A 21,814-nucleotide genomic window follows, 5' to 3' on the forward strand; every position below is an offset into this window, starting at 1 on the left:
TTGACCAGGATGCCTTCGACGTTGCTGTCGGACAGGATCAGCTTGAAGGCCGCGGTGACGCGCTCCTTCGTGGCGCCGCCGCCGACGTCGAGGAAATTGGCCGGCTCGGCACCGTACAGCTTGATGATGTCCATCGTCGCCATGGCGAGGCCGGCGCCGTTCACCATGCAGCCGATGTTGCCGTCGAGCTTCACGTAGTTGAGGTCGTGCTTGGCCGCCTCGATCTCCGCCGGATCCTCTTCCGCCTCGTCGCGCAGGGCGGCGACGTCCTTGTGACGGAACAGCGCGTTGTCGTCGAAGCTCATCTTGGCGTCGAGCGCCAGGATGTCGCCCGACCCGGTGACGATCAGCGGGTTGATCTCGACGATGGCGCAGTCCAGCTCGGTGAAGGCCTTGTAGGCGGCGGCGATGAAGCGCGCGGCGGCAGAAACCTGCTTGCCTTCCAGGCCCAGCGCGAAGGCGACCTTGCGGGTGTGGTAGCTCTGGATCCCGGTGGCCGGGTCGACGGCGACCTTGACGATCTTCTCCGGCGTGTTGTGGGCGACCTCTTCGATCTCCATGCCGCCTTCGGTCGAGGCGATGATGGTGACGCGGCCGGTGGCGCGGTCGATCAACAGGCCGAGATACAGCTCGCGCTTGATGTCGGCGCCTTCCTCGACATAAAGGCGCTTGACCTCTTTGCCTGACGGACCGGTCTGCTTGGTGACCAGCACCCGGTTCAGCATCTCCGCGGCGTTGGACGACACTTCGCCGATCGACTTGACGACGCGGACGCCGCCCTTGCCGTTCGGGTTGTCCTGGAACCGGCCGGCGCCGCGGCCGCCGGCATGGATCTGCGACTTCACCACCCAGACCGGACCGCCCAGCTCGCGGGCAACCGATTCAGCCTCTTCCGGGGTGAAGGCCACGCCGCCGCGCGGAACGGCGACGCCGTACCCCCGCAACAGATCCTTGGCCTGATATTCGTGAATGTTCATCGTTTGCGTCTCTGAATTTGTCTTTTGGAGGCCGCGGGGAGCCGGAAATTCTTCGGCTGACGGGCGGCGGATTTTTAAAAGTCCGCGCTTCGGCTCTCAGGCGACCGGGAAGGGGACGGTCGGGGGAGAGGGAGGCGCGTTTGAATAGTCGAAGGCATTATTCGGTGGTGGGGTTAGACCCCCACCCTAACCCTCCCCCGCTGGGCGGGAGAGGGGACTAAGATTGCAGGGCGGAGTTACTCCGCCGCCAGCCGCTGCACGGCGCCGATGGCGCCGCTGTCGCGGATGTCCATGATCTCGCGCTCGCTGAAACCCAGCACGTCGCGCAGGATCTCGTCGGTGTGCTCGCCCAACAGGGGGGAGCGGGTGACCTCCGTCGGGCTGTCGGACAGCTTGATCGGGTTGCCGACCGTCAGGTAGCTGCCGCGGGTCGGGTGCTCCACCTCGACCAGCGTGCCGGTCTCGTAGAGCGACTTGTCCTCGGCGATCTCCTTCATCGACAGGATCGGGCCGCAGGGGATGTCGTACTTGTTGAGGATGTCCATGACCTCGAACTTGGTCAGGGTCTTGGTCCAGTCCTCGACGGTCGCGAAGATGCTCATCAGGCGCGGCAGGCGGGCAACCGGGGTGGCGTAGTCGGGATCGGTGATCCACTCCTCCTTGCCGATGACCTTGCAGATCGACTTCCAGACCGGCGCCTGGGCGATGAAGTAGATGTAGGCGTTGGGATCCGTCTCCCAGCCCTTGCACTTCAGGATCCAGCCCGGCTGGCCGCCGCCCGACGCGTTGCCGGCGCGCGGCACCGTGTCGCCGAACTCGCCGTTCGGGTATTGCGGGTATTCCTTCATCGGCCCGTGGGCCAGGCGCTGCTGATCGCGCAGCTTGACGCGGCACAGGTTCAGCACGGCGTCCTGCATGGCGGCCAGCACCTTCTGGCCCCGGCCGGTTTCCTTGCGCTGGTAGAGCGCGGTGACGATGCCCAGCGCCAGATGCAGGCCGGTGCCGCTGTCGCCGATCTGGGCACCGGTGACCATGGGCGGGCCGTCGTCGAAGCCGGTGGTCGAGGCCGCACCGCCCGCACACTGGGCGACGTTCTCGTACACCTTGCAGTTCTCGAACGGCCCGGGGCCGAAGCCCTTGACCGACGCGACGATCATCGCAGGGTTCAGTTCCTGGATGCGTTCCCAGGTGAAACCCATGCGATCGAGCACGCCGGGGGCGAAGTTTTCGACCATCACGTCGCAGGTCTTGATCAGCGACTCCAGCACCTCCTTGCCCTTGGGCGTCTTGGTGTCGAGCGTGATGGACCGCTTGTTGTGGTTCAGCATGGTGAAATACAGGCTGTCGGCGTCCGGCAGGTCGCGCAGCTGGCTGCGGGTGATGTCACCCTCCCCCGGCCGTTCGACCTTGATGACGTCGGCGCCGAACCAGGCGAGCAACTGGGTGCAGGTCGGCCCCGACTGTACATGCGTGAAGTCGAGAATCCGCACGCCCTGAAGTGCCTTGCCCATGTATTTCTCCCCCTGCTTTTTAATGTCGTGTTGGTCGGACAGGCCGCTTTTCCAGGTCGGCCGTCAGGACGGCATCTTGCGGACCGAGCTGGTCGGGTTCAGGCTGCCGATGTTGCCGCTTTCGGTGCCGGCGGCCGGGTCGATGACGGCGTTGACCAGGGTCGGACGGCCGCTGTCCATCGCCTCGGTCACGGCGCGGTACAGCTCGTCGGGGTTGGTGACATGGACACCGACGCCGCCGAAGGCTTCCATCATCTTGTCGTAACGGGAGTCAGGCACGAAGACCATCGGCGACGGGTCGGCCCCGCCGGTCGGGTTGACGTCGGTCCCGCGATAGATGCCGTTGTTGTTGAAGATGACGATGCAGACCGGCAGGTTGTAGCGGCAGATCGTCTCCACCTCCATGCCGGAGAAGCCGAAGGCGCTGTCGCCCTCAACCGCCAGAACCGGCTTGCCGCTTTCCACCGCGGCGGCGACGGCGTAGCCCATGCCGACGCCCATCACGCCCCAGGTTCCGACGTCCAGGCGCTTGCGCGGCTCGTACATGTCGATGATGCCGCGGGCGAGGTCGAGGGTGTTGGCGCCCTCGTTGACCAGCATGGCGTCCGGACGCTCCTTGATGACGCGGCGGAGCGCGCCCAGCGCACCGTGGAAGTTCATCGGCGACGCGTTGCTCATCAGCTTCGGCGCCATCTTGGCGACGTTCTGCTCACGCTTGGCCGCGACGGTGGCCATCCAGTCGGTCGGCGGGGTCAGGCCGCCCTCGATGCCCTTCAGCAGCACTTCCATGACGGACGCGATGTCGCCGACCAGCGGAGCATGGATTTCGACGTTGCTGTCCATCTCCTTCGGCTCGATGTCGATCTGGATGAACTTCTTGGAGCCGGGCTTGCCCCAGGTCTTGCCCTTGCCGTGCGACAGCAGCCAGTTCAGGCGCGCGCCGACCAGCATGACCACGTCGGCGTCCTGCAGCACCAGCGAACGGGCGGCGCCGGCCGACTGCGGGTGGGTGTCGGGCAGCAGGCCCTTCGCCATGCTCATCTGCAGGAAGGGGATGCCGCTCTTCTCGACGAAGGCGCGGATGGTATCGTCGGCCTGGGCATAGGCAGCCCCCTTGCCGAAGATGACCAGCGGACGCTTGGCTCCCTTCAGCAGGTCGAGCGCGCGGTTGACGGCCTCGGCCGACGGATACTGCGCCGGGGTCGGATCGACCACCTTGACCAGCGACTTGGCGCCTTCGGCCGCGTCCATCACCTGCGAGAACAGCTTGGCCGGCAAATCGAGGTAGACGCCGCCCGGACGGCCCGACACCGCGGCGCGGATGGCACGCGCCACGCCGATGCCGATGTCCTGGGCGTGCAGGATGCGGAAGGCGGCCTTGCACAGCGGCTTGGCGATGGCCAGCTGGTCCATCTCCTCATAGTCGCCCTGCTGCAGGTCGACGATCTCGCGCTCCGACGAGCCGCTGATGAGGATCATCGGGAAGCAGTTGGTGGTGGCGTTCGCCAGCGCGGTCAGGCCGTTCAGGAAGCCCGGGGCCGACACCGTCATGCAGACGCCCGGCTTCTTGGTCATGAAACCGGCGATGGCGGCGGCGTTGCCGGCATTCTGTTCATGGCGGAACGAGACGACGCGCATGCCCTCGGCCTGCGCCATGCGCAGCAGGTCGGAGATCGGAATACCGGGGACGACATACAGGTTGTTGATGTCGTTGAGCTTGAGCGCGTCGATGACGAGCTGGAAGCCGTCGGTCAGCGCCGGCGCGTCTTCGACAACAGATGCTTCCGTGGCCTGGTTCTTAGTGATCGTTGCAGCCGCAGTAGACATAAGGGTAACTCCTCCCCGAGCTCCAAAAAGGTTCAAGATCGGTTAGTCGAGGAAGGCGCAATGCCGTTCCACGTACTGTGCGAGACCGAGCGTGTGTTCCCGCACCCGACGTTCCGCGAGATCGGCATCGCGGGCGGCCAGCGCCTCGATGATGTCCCGATGTTCGTGGATGGACTGGTCGGCACGGTCGCCGAGGCCCATGGTCGCGCGGCGGATCGCACGCATATGGATGAAGAAGCGATCGGTCAGATCCGAGATCAGCGTGGAGCCCGAAGCCTGGACGATGCTCTGATGGAAGACGATGTTGGCGTCGGAATACTCGGCGACGTGCTCCGCCAACTCGGCTTTCGTGTATTTGTCGAACGCGGCGTGCAGGAGTTCCAGCTTCTCCGTGGTGGCGTTTTCGACGAACAGGCGTGCCGCCATGCCTTCCAGGGCGGCACACACCGTGATCATCTCCACCAGTTCGGCCTTCGTCTTGCGCACCACGAAGATCCCGCGCCGCGGTTGGGAGCGGATGAACCCCTCCTGCTCCAGCAGCGCCATCGCTTCGCGCACCGGGGTGCGGCTGACACCCAACGCTTCGCACAGACGGCGTTCGTCCAACCTGATCTCGCTGCTCTGGCCGTAGATGTTCATCTGCGTGATGGCCTGTCGCAGCGATTGGTAGGCCTTGGCCTTGAAACTCATTCCCTGTTCCAGGGGTTCGACACTGAATCTATCGCGGTTCATCACGGTTCCGACCCTTTGCGCGCCGACGCCGGCGGCGCCGCTTGTTGTCGTGAGCGTTCCTGTGCGAGCGTTCGGATGACGCCCTGTGGCGCGTCGTTTTGAATTATCGATACGGTATACCAGATGCCAGACACCCGCAAGGCCAATTGCGGGCACATCGAACTATTTCCGTCGCCGACGGAGTTGACGCTCTATTTGTTCGATTTTTCTAGCCAATGAGCGATAATCGCCCTATTTTGGCGTTTTCAGGATCGCTTTTCGGGGAAGGGACCCGCGCATGGCCGAAACCCAACATCTGGCCGGGGCCGCAGACAAGAAGCCTTCCGCTGCGGCGGAGGAAGCATCCGACCCCAACTTCATGACCTCGCTGGCGCGTGGGCTGTCGGTGATTCGTGCATTTACGGAACGCGAGCCGAACCTGACCATCGCCGACATCGCGAAGATCACCGGCCTGCCGCGGGCGGCGGCGCGGCGTTGCCTGCTGACGCTGATGCAGCTGGGCTATGCCGGCTCCGATGGCCGGACCTTCCATCTGAAGCCGAAGATCCTGGCGCTGGGCTATTCCTTCCTGTCCTCGGCCCCGCTGGCAACGATCCTGGACCCGCTGATCGAGCAGGTCAGCGGCGCCGTGCAGGAATCCTGCTCCGCCGCTGTGCTGGACGAGGACGACGTGGTCTATATCGCCCGCGCGGCGACCAAGCGGATCATGTCGGTCGGCCTGAATGTCGGCAGCCGCCTGCCGGCCTACTGCACCTCGATGGGCCGCGTCCTGCTGGCGGCGCTGCCGGAGGCGGAACTGGACGCCTATCTGGCGCGGGTGCCGTTGAAGCCCTACACGGAGCGCACCATCACCGCGGCGGATGCGCTGAAGCGCGAGTTGGAGCGGGTGCGCGACCGCGGCTTCTCCTTGGTCGACCAGGAACTGGAACTCGGGCTGCGCTCCATCGCCGTGCCGATCCGCACCGCCGCCGGCGGGGTGGTCGCGGCGATGAACATCAGCGCCCAGGCCGCCCGCGTCACCTGCCCGGAGATGGAGGTGCAGTTCCTCCCCCACCTGTACCGCGCGTCCGAAGAGGCGCGCGTGCTGCTGGTGCGGTCACGGGGGGTGTGAGGGGCGGCAGCACCCGCTCTCTACAGGATCGTGTCCGGCGAGATCGCCGTCAGTGCCGCCTTGATCTTCGGCACCATATGGTCGGCGAAGGCCCGCACCTTGGCCGGCACCAGTGCGCGGTGGGGATAGAGCACTGCCAGCGTCACCGGCTCCGGCGGGAACTCCGGCAGAACCGGCACCAGGGCGCCGCTGGCCAGATGCTCCGCGACCTCCCACAGCGGCTTCATGGCGATGCCGCGGCCGTCCAGCGCCCAGCCGGTCAGCACGTCGCCGTCATCAGCGTCGAAGCGGCCCGACACCGGCAGCTTCACCGGCTCACCGCCCTCCAGCACGCTCCATTGATATTGCTGGGTGCCGGGGAAGCGCAGAAGCAGGCAGTTGTGGCCGGACAGATCCGCCGGCATTGAAGGCCGGCCGCGCTCCGACAGGTAGGACGGTGCCGCCACCAGAACCCGGCGCACGTCGGCGATCTTGCGCACGACGAAGCTGGAATCCTTCAGCGTTGCCATCCGCACCGCCACGTCGACCGCCTCGCGCAACAGGTCAAGCAGGTGGTCGGACAGGCGCAGCCGCACCTCCACCAGCGGGTGGACGGCACAGAAATCCGGCACCAGCGGCGCCAGGATGCGGCGGCCGAAGCCCAGCGGCGCCGTCACCCGCACGCTGCCCGACGGCACGCCGGACCCGGCGGCGATGCTGCTGTGGGCACGCTCCACCGCCTCCAGAACCTCCAGGCAGCTCTGGTAGAAATCCATGCCGGTTTCGGTCGCCTGCAACTGCCGCGTCGTGCGGTTCAGCAGCCGGACGCCGAGATGGGTTTCCAATTGCTGGATGCGGTGGCTGACCATGGCCGGCGACATGCGCAGGTTCCGTCCGGCGGCCGACAGGCTGCCCAGTTCGACGACGCGGACGAAGATGCGCATGTTCTCAAGCAACGCCATGCTCGCGCGGACTCCCTGTCGGAAGAATGGGCCGGACCGGTGGGTTACGGATCGGCAGCGACGCTAGCACGCCTTTGCCGCCGCTGTGAATCTGCCACTCCCGCTCGGAGCGCTGCAGCGCAAAAACCCATCCATCCGGCGATTCGGGCGGTGATATGTACGGATGCCCGTGCGGTCGCCGCCTCGCAGAAGACTACCCTCAACGGAAGGTCGCGGTATCCACGGCCTTGGACAACGCATACGATCAGTCGGGAGGGCAACATGTTCGAAAGCGGCCGGTCGGGCAATCACGATGGCAGCCATGGCCGCGGCCGAAGCGAAGGTCGCGGTCACGATCATGATGATCATCACGGCCGTGGCCGGGGGCACGGGAAGGGGCACGGCCATCACGGGGATGGCGACGGCGGTGACGCCTATGAAGGCCTGTATGTCGTCGATGTCCAAGGCACCATCGACCTGCCGGTTCCCTTCCTGGATGAGGAGGTACAGACCGGCGATCCGTTCCGCATGACGGTGGCGATGCTGTTCGACGATCCGGTCGTCACCACCGACGACACCAGCTTCCTCCGCTATTTCGACGACCAGCCCAACAAATTGCTCCTGTCGGTTCAGATCGGCGACAGCGAGGTGGAGCATGTGGTGGATGCCTTCGTGCAGCCCGACGACGGCACCACGCTGGTGATCGGCAACGATACGCTCTATCGCGAATTCCTGGTGACTCCGGAGCCGCCGAGGACGCCGGACGATCTGATTTCCGTCATCGCCGCCGGAACCTCGACCGATCCGGCCAACGGCCAGCAGGTGTGGATGCGGGCGCAGGTCAACGTGACCGATCCCTCGGGCGCGATGATCGACGACCTGGACCTGGAGGACAGCGCGACCTTTATCCCGCCGCCCGATAGCGAGTCGGTGGCGAACTTCTCCCGCTTCCGCGAAGGGCCGATCAATTTCGACGCCAACTTCTATGGAATCGTCACATCGCTGTCGCTGAACAGCATCGACCCGGCGGACGTATTTTCAACCGAAAGCCTCGCCGCCATCGGCTATCCGCTCCAAACCGGCGGCGGCTGCTTCGCCACATGAAAATGCGGGCGACCTGAAAAAAGCAAAAGGCGCGCCGCCGGGCGCGCCTTTCGTTTGAGGAGACCGGTCCGTCAGACCAGAACGGTCTCGCTCTCCTCCACCGGCAGGTCGAGGATTTCCTCGAACTCGTTGACGCTGTCGATGTCGGTGCCCATGGCGATGTTGGTCACCCGCTCCAGTACCAGCTCGACGACCACCGGCACCTGATACTCGTCCATCCAGGCCTGGGCCTGGGCGAAGGCGTCCTGGATGCGGTCGGGTTCGGTGACGCGGATCGCCTTGCAGCCCAGCCCCTCGGCCACCGCGACATGGTCGACGCCATAGACGCCGATCTCCGGCGCGTTGATGTTCTCGAAGGACAGCTGCACCTGGAAGTCCATCTGGAAGGCGCGCTGCGCCTGCCGGATCAGGCCGAGATAGGCGTTGTTCACCAGCACATGGATGTAGGGCAGCTTGTGCTGGGCGCCGACCGCCAGTTCCTCGATCATGAACTGGAAGTCGTAGTCGCCGGACAGCGCCACGATGCGCCGCTTCGGATCGGCGACGCGGACGCCGAGCGCCGCCGGCAGGGTCCAGCCCAGCGGGCCGGCCTGGCCGCAGTTGATCCAGTGGCGCGGCTTGTAGACGTGCAGGAACTGTGCGCCGGCGATCTGCGACAGGCCGATGGTGGTGACGTAGGTGGTGTCCTGGCCGAAGGCGCTGTTCATCTCCTGATAGACGCGCTGCGGCTTCATCGGCACCTGATCGAAGTCGCTGCGGCGGTGCATCGACCGCTTGCGTCCCTGGCAATCCTTGACCCAGCCGCCGAGATCCTTGAAGCGGCCCTCCGCCTTCCACTCCCGCGCCACCTCGATGAACATGTCCAGCGCCGCGCCGGCATCCGAGACGATGCCGAGATCCGGCATGAAGACGCGGCCGATCTGGGTCGGCTCGATGTCGACATGCACGAACTTGCGGCCCTTGGTGTAGACCTCGACCGAGCCGGTGTGGCGGTTGGCCCAGCGGTTGCCGATGCCCAGCACGAAGTCGGACTTCAGCATCGTCGCGTTGCCGTAGCGGTGGGCGGTCTGCAAGCCCACCATGCCGGCCATCAGCGGATGGTCGTCCGGAATGGTGCCCCAGCCCATCAGCGTCGGGATCACCGGCACGCCCATCAGCTCGGCGAACTCCACCAGCTTGTCGGACGCATCGGCGTTGATGATGCCGCCGCCGGCCACGACCAGCGGACGTTCCGCCGCCGCGAACATCGCCAGCGCCTTCTCGACCTGGGCACGGGTGGCCGAGGGCTTGTAGACCGGCAGCGGTTCGTAGGTCTCGTCGTCGAACTCGATCTCCGCCATCTGGACGTCGATCGGCAGGTCGATCAGCACCGGGCCGGGACGGCCGCTGCGCATCAGGTGGAAGGCTTGCTGGAAGACGTAGGGCACCTGCGCCGGCTCCAGCACGGTCAGCGCCCATTTCGTCACCGGCCGGGCGATGTCCGGCACGTTGATGGCCTGGAAATCCTCCTTGTGCAGGCGCGCGCGCGGCGCCTGTCCGGTGATGCACAGGATCGGGATCGAGTCCGCGATCGCCGAATAGAGACCGGTGATCATGTCGGTGCCGGCCGGGCCGGAGGTGCCGACGCACACGCCGATGTTGCCGGCATTGGCGCGGGTGTAGCCTTCGGCCATGTGCGAGGCGCCCTCGACATGGCGGGCCAGCACATGGCGCATCGTGCCCCGCCGCTGCATCGCCGCGTAGAAGGGGTTGATCGCGGCGCCGGGGACGCCGAAGCAGACGTCGATGCCCTCCCGCTCCAGCACCCGCACCGCCGCTTCCGCCGCCGTCATTCTCGCCATCGCTCGACTCCTCACCAAACGCGATTGTTCGTGAGGACAGCTAAGCGCGCCGATGGTGCGTACGGCAAATCAACGGGTTGCCTTTTCCACAGGCTGGAAAGCGGCACCGAAAGGGGAATCAGCTGCCGCGGTAGGTCGAATAGGCCCAGGGCGAGACCAGCAGCGGCACGTGATAGTGCTGGGATGCGTCCTTGATGCCGAAGCGCAGCGGCACCTCGTCGATGAAGTCGGGGCCGTCGCCCGAGATCACGCCGATGCGGCGGAAATACTCGCCGGCCATGAACAGCAGCTCGTAGCGGCCCGGCTGGAAGGCTTCGCCCTGCAACGCCGGAGCGTCGAGCCGGCCGTCGGCGTTGGTGATGAACTCGCCCAGCACGGTGCCGCTGTCGAGCGCGGTCAGGCGGATGCGCATGCCCGGCGCCGGACGCCCGGCGGCGATGTCGAGAACGTGGGTGGTCAGGCGGCCCATGGGGTGCGTGTCTCCATTTCCAGGCATCGTCAAGCCGACGACAATTCACAACCGCCAGCTTAAGCCCAACCACCCTGCCCTGCCCAGCCGCCGAAATCTTGAAACTGTCTTCACCGCCGCGCCCAATCGGCCGATTGAACCCCCTGCCGCCAATGGCTTAGCGTAGTCCCCGCTTCGACCGCAGCGTGAGAGCGAGACGACGATGACCGACACCGCCCCTCCCCAGGGCTACCCCCGCGACATGATCGGCTATGGCGCCACCCCGCCGCAGGCCAACTGGCCGGGCGGCGCCCGCGTGGCGGTGCAGTTCGTCATCAATTACGAGGAGGGCGGCGAGAACTGCGTCCTTCACGGCGACGCCGCGTCGGAAGCCTTCCTGTCGGAGATCGTCGGCGCCCAGCCGATCCCGGGCGCCCGCCACATGAACATGGAGTCGATCTACGAATACGGCTCCCGCGCCGGCTTCTGGCGACTGCACCGCATGTTCACCGAACGCAGCCTGCCGGTCACCGTCTATGGCGTCGCCATGGCGCTGGAGCGCAACCCGGAGGTCGTCGCCGCCATGAAGGCCGCGGGGTGGGAGATCGCCACCCATGGCTGGCGCTGGATCGACTATCAGCATCTGCCGGCGGAGGTGGAGCGCGAGCACATGCTGCGCGCCATCGAGGTGCACACCCGCGTGACCGGCGAGCGTCCGCTCGGCTGGTATCTCGGCCGCTGCAGCCCCAACACCTGGCGGCTGGTCGCCGAGGAGGGCGGCTTCGTCTACAACGCCGATTCCTACGCCGACGACCTGCCCTATTGGGACGACAGCCATGGCCGGCCGCAGTTGATCGTGCCCTACACGCTCGACGCCAACGACATGCGCTTTGCGACGAACCAGGGCTTCAACAGCGGCGACCAGTTCTTCGCCTATCTGAAGGACAGCTTCGACACCCTCTATGCGGAGGGCGACACGGCGCCGAAGATGATGTCGGTTGGGCTGCATTGCCGTCTGGTCGGCCGTCCCGGCCGCGCGGCGGCGCTAGCGCGCTTCCTCGACTATGTGCGCAGCCATGACAAGGCGTGGGTGGCGACCCGGCTCGACATCGCCCGCCACTGGATCGCCGAACACCCCTACGCCCCGAAGTGAGGCCTCCGATGCCCTACAGTCTCGACGATCTGAACAGCATGGACCGCGCCGCCTTCGTCGCGGCCCTGGGCGCGGTGTTCGAGGAAAGCCCCTGGGTGGCCGAAGCCGCCTGGGACAAGCGTCCATTCGCCGATGCCGCAGGTTTGCGCGCCGCGATGACCGGCATCGTGCGCGATGCGGGGGCGGAGCGGCAGCGCACGCTGATCCTGTCCCACCCCGACCTCGCCGACCGCGCCAGCCGCCCGGCCAATCTGACCGCCTTTTCGCAGACCGAACAGGCCAAGGCGGGCTTGAACGAGTTGACTGAGGCGGAGGCGCAGGAGCAGCGCGACCTGAACCGCGCCTATCGCGAACGTTTCGGCTTTCCCTTCATCATGGCGGTGCGCTTCAGCAGCAAGCAGGAGATCCTCGCGGCAATGCGCGAGCGCGTGGCGAACGAGCCGGAGGTGGAGTTCGGCCGGGCGCTGGAGGAGATCTACAAGATCGCAGGGTTCAGGCTGGACGATCTGGTGGTGGGGTAGCGTCGGCTGACGAAAACCCCCACCCTAACCCTCCCCCGCTGGGCGGGGGAGGGGATGAGTGCTTGTTTGGAGGGGCAGCGGCAGTCCCTCCCCCGCCCAGCGGGGGAGGTTAGGTGGGGGCACCCGAAACCAACACCTCTCCAAAAACCAAGAAAGCGTGCCGCCCCAACCGGAGCGGCGCGCTCGTCCGTCGAACAGCCCCCCTTACGCCTCCATCGCCTTCACCACCTCTTCGGTGACCTTCTTCGCATCTCCGAACAGCATCATCGTATTCGGCCGGAAGAACAGCTCGTTCTCGACGCCGGCGTATCCCGCCGCCATGCCGCGCTTGATGAAGAACACCGTCTTGGCCTTTTCCACGTCCAGGATCGGCATGCCGTAGATGGCACTCGTCGGGTCGGTCTTGGCCGCCGGATTGGTGACGTCGTTGGCGCCGATGACGAAAGCGACATCCGCGGTGCCGAAATCGCGGTTGATGTCCTCCAGCTCGAACACCTCGTCATACGGCACGTTGGCCTCGGCCAGCAGCACGTTCATGTGGCCGGGCATGCGGCCCGCCACCGGATGGATGGCGTACTTCACGTCCACGCCCTCATGCTTCAGCGCATCGGACATCTCGCGCAGGGCATGCTGAGCCTGGGCCACCGCCATGCCATAGCCGGGCACCACGATCACCGACTGGGCGTTCTTCATGATGTAGGCGGCGTCCTCGGCCGAGCCGGCCTTGACCGAGCCCTGCGGACCCTTGGCGGGACCGCCGGCAGCGGCACTCTCGCCGCCGAAGCCGCCGAGGATGACGTTGAAGATCGAGCGGTTCATGCCCTTGCACATGATGTAGGACAGGATCGCGCCCGAGGATCCCACCAGCGCGCCGGTGATGATCAGCAGGTTGTTCTGCAGGGTGAAGCCGATGCCGCAGGCCGCCCAGCCGGAATAGCTGTTCAGCATCGAGATCACCACCGGCATGTCGGCGCCGCCGATCGGCAGGATCAGCAGGAAGCCGAGCGCCAGCGCCACCAGCACGATCAGCCACATGGCGGCGGTCGAGTTGGACTGGACCAGCCAGATGATGAGGATGACGGTCAGCACGCCCAGCGCCGCGTTCAGCGGGTGCTGCATCGGGAAGACCAGCGGCTTGCCGGTGACCAGCCCCTGCAGCTTGGCGAAGGCGACCAGCGAGCCGGTGAAGGTGATGGCGCCGATGGCGGTGCCGAGCGCCATTTCGACCAGCGAGCCCTTGGCGATGGCGCCGGCCACGCCGATGCCGTAGGCCTCCGGCGAGTAGAAGGCGGCGAGCGCCACGAAGACGGCGGCGAGGCCGACCAGCGAGTGGAAGGCGGCGACCAGCTGCGGCAGCGCCGTCATCTCGATCTTTTTGGCGACGACATAGCCGATGGCGCCGCCGATGGCGATGCCGAGCACGATCATCCAATAGGACTGGACGATGGGCGAGGCCAGCGTGGTCAGGATGGCGATGGTCATGCCGACCATGCCGTAGATGTTGCCCTGGCGCGAGGTCTCCGGGCTGGAGAGCCCGCGCAGCGCCATGACGAAGCAGATGGAGGCGACGAGATAGAGAAGGGCCGACAAGGTTTCCATGGTCTTACTTGCCCTTCTTCTTGAACATGGAGAGCATGCGCTGGGTCACGAGGAAGCCGCCGAAGATGTTGACGCTTGCCAGGATGACGGCGAGGAAGCCCAGGACCTTGGAGAAGCCGAAACCGGCGGGTCCGGCGGCGATCAGCGCGCCGACGATGATGACCGAGGACACGGCGTTAGTGACGGCCATCAGCGGCGAGTGCAGCGCCGGGGTGACGCGCCAGACGACGTAATAGCCGACGAAGCAGGCCAGCACGAGCACCGTCAGGCCGGTGACGAAGAAGTCGCCATGGCCGACGACCTCGGTGACGGGAACCGGCGACAGCTGCGCCACCTGCACGGCCAGCGCATCGACCTGATTGGTCAGCGACGCCAGAGTTTCACGGAAAGCGGCGATGTTGCTTGCGGGATCCGGGTGTTCCATGGGATCCGCCTCCTCACGCGGGTTGCGCTTCGCGGGTGTCCGCGAAGGCAGGATGCACGATTGCGCCGTCGCGGGTCAGCGCGATGGCCTTGACGATCTCGTCGTCCCAGTTGACGGCCACGCCCGTTTCCTTGCCGTGCAGCGAGGTCAGCAGCGCCAGCAGGTTCTTGGCATAAAGCAGCGAGGCGCTCTCGGCGATGCGGCTGGCGTAGTTGGCATGGCCGACGATCTTCACGCCGTTGGTCGTTGTCACCACCTCGCCCAGCTTGGCGCCCTCGACGTTGCCGCCCTGCTCCACCGCCAGATCGATGATCACCGAACCCGGCTTCATCGACGCCACATGCTCCGCCGTCACCAGGATCGGCGCCTTGCGGCCGGGGATCAGTGCGGTGGTGATGACGATGTCCTGCTTCTTGATGTGCTCGGCGACGAGTGCTGCCTGCTGGCGCTTGTAGTCGTCGGACATCTCCTTGGCGTAACCGCCGGCGGTCTCGGCCTGCTTGAACTCCTCGTTCTCGACCGCGACGAAGCTGCCGCCCAGCGACTGCACCTGCTCCTTCACCGCCGGGCGCACATCGGTCGCCGAGACGATGGCGCCGAGCCGCTTGGCGGTGGCGATGGCCTGGAGGCCGGCGACGCCGACGCCCATGATGAAGGCACGCGCGGGCGGCACGGTGCCGGCGGCGGTCATCATCATCGGGAAGGCGCGGCCGTATTCCGAAGCCGCATCGACGACGGCCTTGTAGCCGGCGAGGTTGGCCTGCGAGGACAGCACATCCATGACCTGGGCGCGGGTGATGCGCGGCATGAACTCCATGGCGAAGGCGTTCACGCCGGCATCGGCATAGGCCTTCACATGGTCGCGGCTGTTGTAGGGGTTGAGGATGGCGAACAGCAGCGCGCCCTTGCGGATCAGCGCCAGCTCGTCCTCGCCACCTTCCGCGGCGATCAGCGGCCGTTGCACCTTCAGCACGATGTCGGCATCGGCCAGCGCGGCCGCGGCATCGGCGGCGATGGCGGCCCCCGCCGCCTCATAGGCCGCGTCAGGAAGGCTGGAACCGAGGCCGGCTCCGCTCTCCACCACCACGTCCAGCCCGAGAGCTTTGAGTTTCTTGACAGTTTCGGGAGACGCGGCGACGCGGCGCTCGCCCGGGCGGCGCTCCCTGGGTATGGCGATCTTCATGTCGTTTGCTTTCGAAGGCCAGCGCCGGCAGCAGGCATGGGACAGCAGACAGGGGGCGGCGGGCATGGTCGGCCCACGTCGGTCCACCCACATCGGTCCGCCCGCATCCGGTTCATGGCCGGGCGTGCGCCGAAGCGGCAAAAATCAGGAAATGGGCAATGTCAGCCGGGCGAAGCCGCGTGGCCGACGACGAAACCGCGCCGGCCACGCACGCGCCGCCTACTGGTTGGCGACGACCGGAAAGTCCCAGCCGTCCGAGCCGGCAACCGCGACCGGCGCGATGTCGTCGGCCCGCATGTCTTCCAACTGCCGGCGGATCAGGTCGCGGACGCTGACGACGCCGACCAGGGTCGATCCCTCCAGCACCGGGACGTGGCGGATGCCGTGCTCGTCCATCAGGCTCAGCACATGGCGAACCGGGTCGGACGGGCTGCAGCAATAGGGATCGCGCGTCATCAGCGCCGAAACCGCCAGTTCCAGGATGCCGGGCCCGCGGTCGACCAGCGCGCGGACCACGTCGCGTTCGGAAATGACGCCGACCACCGTGTTGCCCTCGGTCCGGCAGACGTCCTTGACCACCAGCGCCCCGGTATTCTCCGCCTTCATCAGGCGCAGCGCGGTGGCGACCGTTTCATTGATGCGCACCATGCCGATGCGCGTGCCCTTCTTGCGGAGAATCTCCTCGACCTTCATGACGGTCCTCCCCCATTCCATGCGGCCGGCCCGGTCCATCGGGATCCGCGCCGGCCGCGCCACCTGCATTGCTTAGCGGGGCCTTGCTTACTGGGCCGCCACTACTTCCGGTGCCGGAGCCGCCGCGGGCTGCGGCCGGCTGTAGCAGCCGGCGGTCTCGCCCCGCTGCTTCACCAGCGCCAGCACCACATCAATGGTGGGCGTCGCGACGCCGACCATGCGGCCCATCTCCTGGACCACCGACAGCAGCGGGTCGATCTCCATCGGCCGGCCGCGCTCCAGATCCTGCAGCATGGAGGTCTTGTGCGCGCCCACCGCTGCGGCGCCGTTGATGCGGCGTTCGACATCGACGCGGAAATGGACGCCCAGCTTGTCGCCGATCTCCTTGGCCTCCAGCATCATCGCCTTGGCCACGGCGCGGGTATCCGGATCGCCGCAGATGCCTTCCAGGGTGCCGTGGGTCAGGGCGCTGATCGGGTTGAAGCACAGGTTGCCCCACAGCTTCAGCCAGATCTCGTCACGGATGCGGTCGAGCACGGGGGCGCGCAGGCCGCCGGCCTCCATCGCCTTGGACAGGGCGACGACGCGGTCCGACTTCGACCCGTCGGGCTCGCCCAGCGAGAACTTGTCGCCATAGACATGCTGGATGACGCCGGGCTCCACCACCTCGGTCGCCGGATAGACGACGCAGCCGATGGCGCGCTCCGGCCGCAGCCCGTTCCATTGTACCGAACCGGGGTCGACCGTCTCCAGCGTACGGCCGTCGAAGGCACCGCCGGTGCCGTGGAAATACCAATAGGGGATGCCGTTGACGGCGGTGACGACGGCGGTGTCCTCACCGAGCAGCGGCTGCATCGCGGGGACGACGCCGGGGACGGAATGGGCCTTCAGCGCGATGATGACGTAGTCCTGCGGGCCGAGCTCGGCCGGGTTGTCGGTGCAGCGGGGATGGACGACGCTCTTCTCCTCCCCCATCAGCAGGGTGACGCCGTTCTCGCGCATCGCCGCCAGATGCGCACCGCGCGCCACCAGACTGACTTCGGCACCCGCCTGGTGCAGGCGAACGCCGAGATAGCCGCCGATGGCCCCGGATCCGTAGATGCAGATCTTCATGCCGGATTCCCCTCTCCCCCGATTTCGCTTTTTGAATGCTGTGGGGCTGGACGACGCCAGCCTGCCCACACCGGCCGCATCCATCGGCTGACCGGTTGCTATTGCAGCGGCATCCAACAGTCTGTCGCGCAAACTGTGCTTGGAGTTTGGTATACCACATACCGTATGTCAATGCGGAATGTGGGGGGACTGACGAGAATACGGCACCTGCTTTTTCCCCAACCGGATCAGGCTCCCTTCGCAAAGAAGTACAGGGTCAGCGCCGTTCCGATGAGGACGACCAATGTCTTCAAAATCTTCGGATCGACCCGTTTCGCTCCCATGGCCCCGGCATAGCCGCCGGCAACCGCCGCCACGGCCATCGCCGTTGTCTCAGGCCAGGAAACCGCCCCGGCGACGATGAAGGCGCCGACCGCCGCCGCATTCATCAACATCGCCAGCAACAGCCGCAGACCGTTCATGGCGTGGATGTCACGCAGCCCGAACAGGGTCAGCGCCGCCAGCATCAGAAAGCCGATGCCCCCGCCGAAATAGCCGCCATAAACCGAGATGACGAACTGCACGACCAGCACGCTCCGCCCACCCAGCCGCAGCCGGGATACGATCCACGGCGCATAGGCCCCCACGGCGAAAACGGCGGTCGCGAACAGCAGGAGCCAGGGTACGAAGCGCGCGAACACTGCGTTCGGCGTCAGCAAGAGCAGCAAAGCGCCGATCAGCCCGCCGACAAGGCTGAGGACGGCGAAGACCGGGACATTCACCTGACCGCCGGCCGTGATCTCGCGCCGGTAGGCCCAGCTGCTGGCCGCCTGCCCCGGAAACAGCGCCACGGTGCTGGAGGCATTGGCCGCCACCGGCGGCACGCCGGCGAACAGCAAGGCCGGAAATGTGATGAAAGCTCCACCCCCGGCAATGGCGTTCAGCGCGCCCGACGCGAAGGCGGCCAGCATCAGGACAACAAGACTCACCATGATCGACCCACCCCTTTCAATCCGGGTTGACGATATCTTACGTATTCTGTATACAGAATATCAGCCTTTGAAGCGGGCTTCTGCCGAAATGCCGGTTTCCGAGGGGTATACGCGGAGCCGGTCCCGGAACGCGACAAACCGGCATCGGGGCCAATGCGGTGGCCCCGATGCCGGTTTGTTTCGCAGCCGGTTTGCACTCCGGCGGTCAGACAATCTCTAAGCCCTGCCGTGGCCGGCCCCCCGGTCGGCCACGGCACGGTCGGCCACAACAGGCTCCACCTTTCAGTCGGCGCCCTCGGTCACCAGCTTGCCCATCGGCTGGCGGGTGTCCTCGGCGATCTGGCGGGCGCGCATCGGCTTCAGGACGAACAGGGCCATGAAGGCGGCGATGGCGTTGACCGCGGCGGCGAAGAAGAACACCGTCTGCCAGCTGCCGGTGGAGGCGACGATCACGTTGGCGAAGGGAACCACCAGCGACGCCGTGCCCTTGGCGGTGTAAAGCAGGCCGGCGTTGGTCGTCGCGAACTTCGACCCGAAGCTGTCGGCGCAGCAGGACGGGAACAGGCTGTAGATCTCGCCCCAGGCGAAGAACACCAGACCGGTCAGGACAACGAAGGCGACCGGGTGCTGACCCCACTGGTTCAGCGCCAGGATGCCGACGGCTTCGATGGCGAAGGCGACGAACATGGTGTTCTCGCGGCCGATATGGTCGGACACCCAGCCGAAGAAGGGACGGGTCACACCGTTCAGCACGCGGTCAATGGTGAGCGCGAAGGTCAACGCCGGCAGGGTCAGGCCCATGATGCTGACCGGCATGCCATCGAGGTGGAAGTCCTTGGCGATCGGGCCGAGCTGGGCCGTGGCCATCAGACCGCCGGCGGCGACCATGACGAACATCAGGTACATCACCCAGAAGACCGGCGACTTCAGCGTCTCCTGCGGGGTGTAGTTGCGGCGGCTCTGCACGATGTTGGACTTGTTCTTCGGCAGCAGATCGGGGTTCGGCTCCCTCAGGAACCAGGCCAGCGCGAAGACGATCAGGCCCTGACCCAGACCGAACACCAGGAAGGTCTGCTCGAAGCCCGAGGTCTGGATCATGTTGGCGATCGGCACCACGGTCAGCGCGGAGCCGGCGCCGAAACCGGCGGCGGTCAGGCCGGCGGCGAGGCCGCGGCGGTCGGGGAACCACTTCAGGGCGTTGCCGACGCAGGTGCCATAGACGCCGCCGGCGCCGATGCCGCCGACGGCAGCGCCCAGATAGAGCAGCGCCAGCGAGTCGGCGAACGAGTTGATGACCCAGGCCAGCGCGCACAGCACGCCGCCGATCAGAACGACGATGCGGGGTCCAAATTTATCAACGAACCAGCCTTCGACGGGAACCAGCCAGGTTTCGGTCACGACGAAGATGGTGAAGGCGACCTGGATGGCGGCACGACCCCAGTGATACTTTTCTTCGATGGGGTTGACGAACAGCGTCCAGCCATATTGCAGATTGGCGATCATCGACATGCAGATCACGCCGATGACCAACTGCATCCAGCGGCCGCCGAGCGGTGCGCCCTGCGCCTCCGAATTCGTATGCTGCATCTATCTATCTCCTCCTAGGAAGCGGTTTTGTGCCGGTTCGGGCGTCGCTTCTGTTTTGATGCTTGAGCGTCTTGTTTGATGCTTAAGAGGTTTGACGCGGTTCTTTGCTGTCGGTGGTCGTGCGGCGAGGATGCGGCCTCGGGGCACTCCACTGCTTTCGGGGGCGGTTTTTTGCCCCCCGCCAGACCGATGCGGTCCTGGGTTCGGTCTGGAATTATCAATATGGTATACCAGATGCCGAGCTGCAGACAAGCAGTCAGTGGGGCTGACCAACTGTTTCAATGCCCCGCATTTGAGACGGCTGGTATGCGGCTTCGACATGCTGATTTTCCGTTACGCGGAAAGTGGCAACCGTCGCCTTTGGCTGGCAACCACACTGGCATATGGTATGCCAGTGTCGGAGACGGACGGATTCCCACCTCGGAGGCCGACGCTCGGGCCCATCCCGGCAAAACCCATATTGATAAGGAGTCGACCGCCATGGACCAGCAGCAGACCATCGAGATCGCCGTGGCGCGGGACGATGCCGATATTGCCGCCAGCTACCCGATCATGAAGGAGTTGCGGACCCACATGACGGACGCCGACGCCTACCGCGCACAGATCCGCCGGCAGATGGACGACGGCTACAACCTCGCCCTGCTGCGGATCGACGGCGAGATCGCAGGTTGCGGGGGCTTCCGCGTGCACGAGACGCTGTCGCGCGGTCGCTACATGTATGTCGAGGATCTGGTGACCAGCGCCGCCAAGCGGTCCTATGGGCTGGGCGACAAGCTGTTCGACTGGCTGGCCAACGAGGCGCGGGAACGCGGCTGCGCCCAGATGGAAATCATCTCCGGCATCCAGCGCGGCGAAGCCCACCGCTTCTATCACCGCAAGCGCATGACCATCAAAAGCTTCCAGCTGGTGCTGCCGCTCGCCTGAACGACGGACTGCGGACAATAAAAAAGACGGCCTGCGAAGGCCGTCTTTTCGTGATGCCGGTGTGGCGGGTGCGGGAACGCGGTGCTCAGAAGGCGCGCGGGAAGCTGGCCCAGGCCGGACCCGGCGGCAGTTCGTCTTCCTGTTCCTTCAGGTCGGTGGCGGTCGGGTTGGCGAGCCGAAGCGGCGCCGCGGAGAAGTCGCGCTGCGATTTTCCGGCATTGGCGACCTGCATCGACAGGATGTAATGGACCGTGCCGCCGAAGACGGACAGCACAAGCGCCAGAACCAGGATTTCCAACATGTTCATCGCTCCTGTGTCTCGGTGGGGTGTTTTTTGTCCGAACGGCTTCGGCTTGGCCGGACTGTTATGACGCGCCGCAAAAATTGGATCAAGTTTTTTGGTATACAAGGTACATGATACCGGCCATGCGATTGGCGCATGCGGCTGTCCGTTTGCATGCTAATCAAACATACCGTAGCGCCAACATTTTCGCTCTGATGCTTTGGTACGATGGTTCAACAGCTTGAGCTTGAATGGGCTCCCACGCCGATCTGATTGGCTGACGAAATTGTTTGATTGGCGTACTGTATTTGGCATACCATATCCATAGCGTGGTGCCGGACCCAGCGCCCCGCCGCCCCATCAGCCGTTGGGCCGCCAGCCGACAGGAGCCACGCCATGAACGTCGAACATATCCTGCGCACCAAGGAATCCCGCGTCGTCGCCGTGCGGACCAGCGCCACGGTCGCCGAAGCCATCAGCCTGATGAAGGCGGAGAACATCAGCGCCCTGGTCGTCAAGGACGTCTGCCGGACCGAAGGCAACACGCTGGCCGGCGTCCTGTCGGAACGCGACATCGTCCACGCCCTGCTGGACCGGGGCGCGCCGCTGCTGTCCATGCCGGTGTCGCAGCTGATGACCCGCCAGCCGGTGACCTGCGCCCCGTCCGACAGCGTTCGGCAAGCCCTGCAGCTGATGGACCAGCATCATATCAGGCATCTTCCGGTTCTGGAGGACGGCCATCTGGTCGGCGTCGTCAGCGCCCGCGACTTCACCCGCCTGCAGTTGCAGGAGCTGGAAGGCACGGTCGCCGCGACGCCGGAGCCGCCGGCGGGCACCAGCTACGCCCACTGATCCACCACCCCGAACCCGGCGCCGCCGGCCCACCCGAGGC

General features: G+C 65.8%; 21 protein-coding genes. 6 read left to right on the forward strand and 15 right to left on the reverse strand.

The features are described from left to right. The 4 genes from sucC to J2Y49_RS16380 all read right to left on the reverse strand — a co-directional run. On the reverse strand, positions 1-977 hold a 977-nt coding region (gene sucC / locus J2Y49_RS16365; RefSeq protein ID WP_310115927.1), incomplete at its 3' end, for an ADP-forming succinate--CoA ligase subunit beta. Between the two features lie 236 nt (positions 978-1,213). Next, the gene (gene frc / locus J2Y49_RS16370) at positions 1,214-2,488 is read right to left on the reverse strand and encodes a formyl-CoA transferase (protein WP_310115928.1); all 1,275 of its coding nucleotides are present in this window, start codon (positions 2,486-2,488) and stop codon (positions 1,214-1,216) included. A gap of 63 nt (positions 2,489-2,551) precedes the next feature. Further along, positions 2,552-4,315, reverse strand: a complete 1,764-nt coding sequence (gene oxc / locus J2Y49_RS16375) for an oxalyl-CoA decarboxylase (protein ID WP_310115929.1) — start codon at positions 4,313-4,315, stop codon at positions 2,552-2,554. 42 nt (positions 4,316-4,357) lie between these two features. Next, positions 4,358-5,005, reverse strand: coding sequence for a GntR family transcriptional regulator (locus J2Y49_RS16380; RefSeq protein WP_211101124.1), 648 nt, complete (start codon positions 5,003-5,005; stop codon positions 4,358-4,360). A gap of 319 nt (positions 5,006-5,324) precedes the next feature. On the opposite strand from J2Y49_RS16380, the gene J2Y49_RS16385 reads away from it, so the two are divergent. Beyond that, positions 5,325-6,158: an IclR family transcriptional regulator gene (locus J2Y49_RS16385; protein WP_310115930.1), complete on the forward strand. Its 834-nt coding sequence runs from the start codon at positions 5,325-5,327 to the stop codon at positions 6,156-6,158. Between the two features lie 20 nt (positions 6,159-6,178). Here the strand turns inward: J2Y49_RS16385 and J2Y49_RS16390 are convergent, their stop codons facing one another. Continuing rightward, positions 6,179-7,099 (reverse strand): LysR family transcriptional regulator, encoded by a 921-nt coding sequence (locus J2Y49_RS16390; RefSeq protein WP_310115931.1) that lies wholly within the window; start codon positions 7,097-7,099, stop codon positions 6,179-6,181. A 261-nt stretch (positions 7,100-7,360) separates the two neighbouring features. On the opposite strand from J2Y49_RS16390, the gene J2Y49_RS16395 reads away from it, so the two are divergent. Then, positions 7,361-8,182, forward strand: a complete 822-nt coding sequence (locus tag J2Y49_RS16395; protein ID WP_310115932.1) for a hypothetical protein — start codon at positions 7,361-7,363, stop codon at positions 8,180-8,182. Between the two features lie 71 nt (positions 8,183-8,253). On the opposite strand, the gene gcl is transcribed toward J2Y49_RS16395, so the two are convergent. Both gcl and uraH read right to left on the reverse strand, forming a co-directional pair. Next, positions 8,254-10,023, reverse strand: a complete 1,770-nt coding sequence (gene gcl / locus J2Y49_RS16400; protein ID WP_310115933.1) for a glyoxylate carboligase — start codon at positions 10,021-10,023, stop codon at positions 8,254-8,256. 118 nt (positions 10,024-10,141) lie between these two features. Continuing rightward, positions 10,142-10,492: a hydroxyisourate hydrolase gene (gene uraH, locus J2Y49_RS16405; protein WP_310115934.1), complete on the reverse strand. Its 351-nt coding sequence runs from the start codon at positions 10,490-10,492 to the stop codon at positions 10,142-10,144. A 202-nt stretch (positions 10,493-10,694) separates the two neighbouring features. Here uraH and puuE point away from each other — a divergent pair, with 202 nt between their 5' ends. Then, positions 10,695-11,624 (forward strand): allantoinase PuuE, encoded by a 930-nt coding sequence (gene puuE, locus J2Y49_RS16410; RefSeq protein WP_310115936.1) that lies wholly within the window; start codon positions 10,695-10,697, stop codon positions 11,622-11,624. An 8-nt stretch (positions 11,625-11,632) separates the two neighbouring features. After that, a complete protein-coding gene (gene uraD, locus J2Y49_RS16415) occupies positions 11,633-12,145 on the forward strand; it encodes a 2-oxo-4-hydroxy-4-carboxy-5-ureidoimidazoline decarboxylase (RefSeq protein ID WP_310115937.1) in 513 nt (170 codons plus the stop codon). A gap of 204 nt (positions 12,146-12,349) precedes the next feature. On the opposite strand, the gene J2Y49_RS16420 is transcribed toward uraD, so the two are convergent. The 7 genes from J2Y49_RS16420 to oxlT all read right to left on the reverse strand — a co-directional run bounded on the left by J2Y49_RS16420 (position 12,350) and on the right by oxlT (position 19,715). After that, positions 12,350-13,744 carry an NAD(P)(+) transhydrogenase (Re/Si-specific) subunit beta gene (locus J2Y49_RS16420; protein WP_310115938.1) on the reverse strand — a complete coding sequence of 465 codons (1,395 nt, stop codon included), beginning with the start codon at positions 13,742-13,744 and terminating at the stop codon, positions 12,350-12,352. Between the two features lie 4 nt (positions 13,745-13,748). Beyond that, entirely contained in the window at positions 13,749-14,168 is a 420-nt protein-coding gene (locus tag J2Y49_RS16425) for an NAD(P) transhydrogenase subunit alpha (RefSeq protein WP_310115939.1), read from the reverse strand. A gap of 13 nt (positions 14,169-14,181) precedes the next feature. After that, the gene (locus J2Y49_RS16430; RefSeq protein WP_310115940.1) at positions 14,182-15,351 is read right to left on the reverse strand and encodes a Re/Si-specific NAD(P)(+) transhydrogenase subunit alpha; all 1,170 of its coding nucleotides are present in this window, start codon (positions 15,349-15,351) and stop codon (positions 14,182-14,184) included. A 219-nt stretch (positions 15,352-15,570) separates the two neighbouring features. Further along, the gene (locus tag J2Y49_RS16435; RefSeq protein ID WP_310115941.1) at positions 15,571-16,044 is read right to left on the reverse strand and encodes a CBS domain-containing protein; all 474 of its coding nucleotides are present in this window, start codon (positions 16,042-16,044) and stop codon (positions 15,571-15,573) included. A gap of 87 nt (positions 16,045-16,131) precedes the next feature. Further along, positions 16,132-17,157: a 2-dehydropantoate 2-reductase gene (locus J2Y49_RS16440; protein WP_310115942.1), complete on the reverse strand. Its 1,026-nt coding sequence runs from the start codon at positions 17,155-17,157 to the stop codon at positions 16,132-16,134. 227 nt (positions 17,158-17,384) lie between these two features. Further along, positions 17,385-18,128, reverse strand: a complete 744-nt coding sequence (locus J2Y49_RS16445; protein ID WP_310115943.1) for a sulfite exporter TauE/SafE family protein — start codon at positions 18,126-18,128, stop codon at positions 17,385-17,387. A gap of 282 nt (positions 18,129-18,410) precedes the next feature. Further along, positions 18,411-19,715 carry an oxalate/formate MFS antiporter gene (gene oxlT / locus J2Y49_RS16450; RefSeq protein ID WP_310115944.1) on the reverse strand — a complete coding sequence of 435 codons (1,305 nt, stop codon included), beginning with the start codon at positions 19,713-19,715 and terminating at the stop codon, positions 18,411-18,413. A gap of 480 nt (positions 19,716-20,195) precedes the next feature. On the opposite strand from oxlT, the gene J2Y49_RS16455 reads away from it, so the two are divergent. After that, positions 20,196-20,639: a GNAT family N-acetyltransferase gene (locus J2Y49_RS16455; protein WP_108547887.1), complete on the forward strand. Its 444-nt coding sequence runs from the start codon at positions 20,196-20,198 to the stop codon at positions 20,637-20,639. 85 nt (positions 20,640-20,724) lie between these two features. Here the strand turns inward: J2Y49_RS16455 and J2Y49_RS16460 are convergent, their stop codons facing one another. Further along, positions 20,725-20,940: a hypothetical protein gene (locus J2Y49_RS16460; protein ID WP_310115945.1), complete on the reverse strand. Its 216-nt coding sequence runs from the start codon at positions 20,938-20,940 to the stop codon at positions 20,725-20,727. 378 nt (positions 20,941-21,318) lie between these two features. Between J2Y49_RS16460 and J2Y49_RS16465 the strand changes: the two genes are divergently transcribed. Continuing rightward, a complete protein-coding gene (locus J2Y49_RS16465) occupies positions 21,319-21,774 on the forward strand; it encodes a CBS domain-containing protein (protein ID WP_310115946.1) in 456 nt (151 codons plus the stop codon). The last annotated feature ends 40 nt before the right edge of the window (positions 21,775-21,814 follow it).

The sequence above is a fragment of the Azospirillum sp. BE72 genome (assembly GCF_031455875.1).
Classification (GTDB): Bacteria; Pseudomonadota; Alphaproteobacteria; order Azospirillales; family Azospirillaceae; genus Azospirillum.